Raw genomic sequence first — 3,298 nt, forward strand, 5'->3', positions numbered from 1 at the left:
GATGTCAAAAACTGCTCGATTTGCAGTGGAGTCCTCAGATGATAGACATCCTTAATACTTTTAGCCTGTTCGATATACTCGCGATATTTGGGAGTCAAATGTCGATCGCACAACCACAACGCACGATAACTATTTATCGAACTCTTCAAGATCGGACTATGTTCTGGCCAGCCTGCTGGTGGATCGAAACCACCTGTTAACATTCTTTTAGTCACCCACCAAAAATGTAAATACAGTGGCAAATCGACAAATACCAAACTATCTGCTGCCTCCAGTCGCAGCCAGAGTGTTTCCATACAACCAAAGCCATCAATAATCTTTTCTCCTTTGCATCTAATCAGATCGATTAATTGGCTCTCAATTACCAAGCTCACGATCGCGCATCGAGATTAACTTGATATGTGACACTGTTTGCGTTAAATTGTGCGCTCCGAACGAGGATGATATATTTTCCTGCCTCTAGATTATTGCGGGTAAATGAGTGAGAAAAAGAACCCGAACTTTTAGCAATTACTTGACCCGATCCGCGCAGTAATAATAAATCAGTTCTGCCCGCACTATTACCAGTTATGCGTAGATTAGCGCGACCAGTAAGCGTAAATTGTCGGAAATCTTGAAGATCGTCGGTGGCAGTGACATCACCTTTAATCGTCCGCGCTCCTGGGCTATTCAAATTGCCTTCGTCATCTGCATCTCGGACGCTATTATCGAAATCGGGGGTTGCCAAGACTGGAGTAGCCAATCCAGTGCAAGTTAATAAACTGATTAATGTGAGGTTGAGACAAGATTTGAAGAAATTCATCACGATCGTTCCTGTTTTAATTGTGGGTTAGGATGAAGGTGTTAACCTGCTCCATGTCTTTTAGAATAAGCTGCCACAAATAGTTTGACAGCCAGAAAAGATCGGGAAAAGTCTGGTGTTGACGATCGGAAAAGATCGGATCGTCATTAGTTAAAAACTTCGATACAATAAAGTAGTCAAATCTTTTACAGGAGATTTAATATGCGTCATCTCAAATATTACGTCGCTTGTACTGTAGATCGATTTATCGCCCATCTAGATGGTACGCATGATGGTTTTCTGACGGAAGGAGAGCATTTTACCGATTTAATTGCAGCATTCCCCGAAACCTTTCCCGCACAGTTTCGCGACGTACTTGGCATTAGTGGTGAGAATAAGTGCTTCGATACGGTGTTGATGGGACGCAGGACTTATGAAGTGGGATTAAACGTAGGGATTGCTAACCCTTATCCACAGATGCAGCAGTATGTCTTTTCGCGCACTCTGAGAGCAAATCTAGACCGAAATGTCGAGCTAATTTCAACCGAGCCTGTGGCAGTTGTCCGAGACTTGAAACAACAACAGGGCAAGGATATTTGGTTGTGTGGTGGTGGCGACATAGCCACGACGCTATTTTCAGAAATTGATGAATTGATTCTAAAAGTCAATCCCCTCCTGCTCGGATCGGGTATTCCCTTATTTGCAGGTATTTTCAAACAAACTGTTTTGGAACTCACCAAGAGCAAGTTCTATAACAACGGATTTATGTTGCTTTACTATCAGGTGAAACATTAAAAATATGGGTAAGAATATTTGGTTGTGTGGTGTGGCAATTTCGCAGCTTACTTCGACTAACGTTGCCCATCACCCGCTGCGAACAAATAACGAAAAGACTTGAAACGGTCGGGTGCAAGCGGATTGTTAGACCGCACTGTTTGCCTGAAGAATTGATAAAATAATGGAAGCAGTACTTATAGGAACGAGAACTCATGCTTAATCACACTTCAATCATCAGCGCGTCTACTGACGTTATGGGCGGTACTCCAGTCTTCGCTGGGACTAGGGTTCCTGTTCAGACACTTTTAGACTATCTCAAGGCAGGCGAGTCGATCGACGATTTCCTAGATGGATTCCCAACTGTGAATAGAGAGCAAATCGTCGCTTTCTTAGAAGAGGCAGGAAAACAGCTTGTCAGCATGGTAGCATAGCATGAAGATTCTGTTAGACGAGTGCATCGATCGCCGACTGGCAAGAGAGTTTGTTGACTATGAGGTGAAAACAGTTCCTCAAATGGGATGGGCAGGTATAAAAGATGGACAACTTCTTGTTCTTGCAGAAGCAGAGTTTGATGTTTTTATCACAGTCGATCGCAACTTGTCGTTTCAACAGAATCTGCCACAGTTTGAGATTGCAGTAGTTGTTTTGCAAGCTCTATCCAATCGTCTAGCCGATCTCAAGCCTTTAGCACCAAAGATTTTAGCAATTTTGGGCGAAGTTGCTAAAGGGCAAGCTACGATAGTTAGCACGTAAAATAAGAATGTATGGTGAGCAAATTTAGCAGTGGAATTGTCGATCGCCAGCTCTCTGAAAACTGGGGCGTTACACGGAAAAATATTAGCTCAAAGCTTGATTAGTCGTTAATACTTTCCGAGTATTATCCCAGACTAGCATAATATTCAGAAAGTTTCTGGATATCACTTGAAATGGGGACATTATCTGGAACTAAAATTGTACCGAATTGTTAGACGGCTTTTTTCTAAAATGCTTGCAGAACATAGAACGTATAACCATAGGAGTCGCTAAATCGTTCAAACATTCGCATCTCTGCTTCAGTTTCTTGAATAACCGATTGTCTTGCAGACAGGCTCCGCCAACGAGTAATTGGGGTAATTTCGATCTGCTGCATCCGTTCGCGCAGGGGTTCATAGTAATTGACCCACCAAGCCTGACTCGGTAGCCGATGGGTTGCCAGTACGCTAAAGCCACACCGATTTGCCCGGTCGATATTCTCAGCCTCAGTCCCCATCATTGGATAGGCATTTTGCCAATACGCGATCGCCGGATCTGGCGCACGATCGATAAACCAACTCAGCTCAGATATAACGGCAATCCCGCTGTCAGCAACTAGCGGTCGCCAGAGTTTAAGACCCTGCTCGAACCCAAGATGGTAAATCGCTCCCTCAGACCAAAGCAAGTCAAACACACCCACCGATCGATCGAGCTTACCCATATCACCATGAATCGGCACGATTAAACGATCGATACCGAGCTGTTTTGCCCGCGCTGTCAATTCGTCGATAAAAACCGCAGATGAATCGACCGCCACGACTGGACTCTGATAGTGTTGTGCCAGCAGCAATGCACCAGCACCGCTGCCACATCCGAGATCGGCAATTCGCGGCTGGATGGGCAAAGTAGGCAGAAGGCTCATAATATGCCGAGAGAATTCAGTTTCACCTGGCCCTTGACGATCGAGTCCACGGTGTTGTTCGTTTTATGCAGGATTTTACTAAGTTT

At 44.4% G+C, this 3,298-nt stretch carries 5 protein-coding genes and 1 pseudogene; 3 read left to right on the forward strand and 3 right to left on the reverse strand.

Annotated features, from left to right (window positions below; genetic code table 11):
* Both RMO52_RS13045 and RMO52_RS13050 read right to left on the reverse strand, forming a co-directional pair.
* A pseudogene (locus RMO52_RS13045) lies at positions 1–374 on the reverse strand (hypothetical protein); the annotation flags it as partial.
* Positions 371–802, reverse strand: coding sequence for a hypothetical protein (locus tag RMO52_RS13050; protein WP_310414824.1), 432 nt, complete (start codon positions 800–802; stop codon positions 371–373). The pseudogene RMO52_RS13045 and the gene RMO52_RS13050, both read right to left, overlap by 4 nt.
* A gap of 201 nt (positions 803–1,003) precedes the next feature.
* Here RMO52_RS13050 and RMO52_RS13055 point away from each other — a divergent pair, with 201 nt between their 5' ends.
* From RMO52_RS13055 to RMO52_RS13065, 3 genes are all read left to right on the forward strand, one after another.
* Positions 1,004–1,576, forward strand: coding sequence for a dihydrofolate reductase family protein (locus RMO52_RS13055; RefSeq protein WP_309744078.1), 573 nt, complete (start codon positions 1,004–1,006; stop codon positions 1,574–1,576).
* A 194-nt stretch (positions 1,577–1,770) separates the two neighbouring features.
* Complete coding sequence (locus RMO52_RS13060) at positions 1,771–1,989, forward strand: DUF433 domain-containing protein (protein ID WP_309744076.1); 219 nt, start codon at positions 1,771–1,773, stop codon at positions 1,987–1,989.
* Between the two features lies 1 nt (position 1,990).
* Positions 1,991–2,311, forward strand: coding sequence for a DUF5615 family PIN-like protein (locus RMO52_RS13065; RefSeq protein WP_310414828.1), 321 nt, complete (start codon positions 1,991–1,993; stop codon positions 2,309–2,311).
* A gap of 226 nt (positions 2,312–2,537) precedes the next feature.
* Here RMO52_RS13065 and RMO52_RS13070 read toward each other — a convergent pair whose 3' ends face one another.
* Positions 2,538–3,212, reverse strand: a complete 675-nt coding sequence (locus RMO52_RS13070; RefSeq protein WP_310414831.1) for a class I SAM-dependent methyltransferase — start codon at positions 3,210–3,212, stop codon at positions 2,538–2,540.
* Positions 3,213–3,298: the final 86 nt, after the last annotated feature.

Source organism: Chamaesiphon sp. OTE_8_metabat_110 (assembly GCF_031382685.1).
Lineage (GTDB): Bacteria > Cyanobacteriota > Cyanobacteriia > Cyanobacteriales > Chamaesiphonaceae > Chamaesiphon.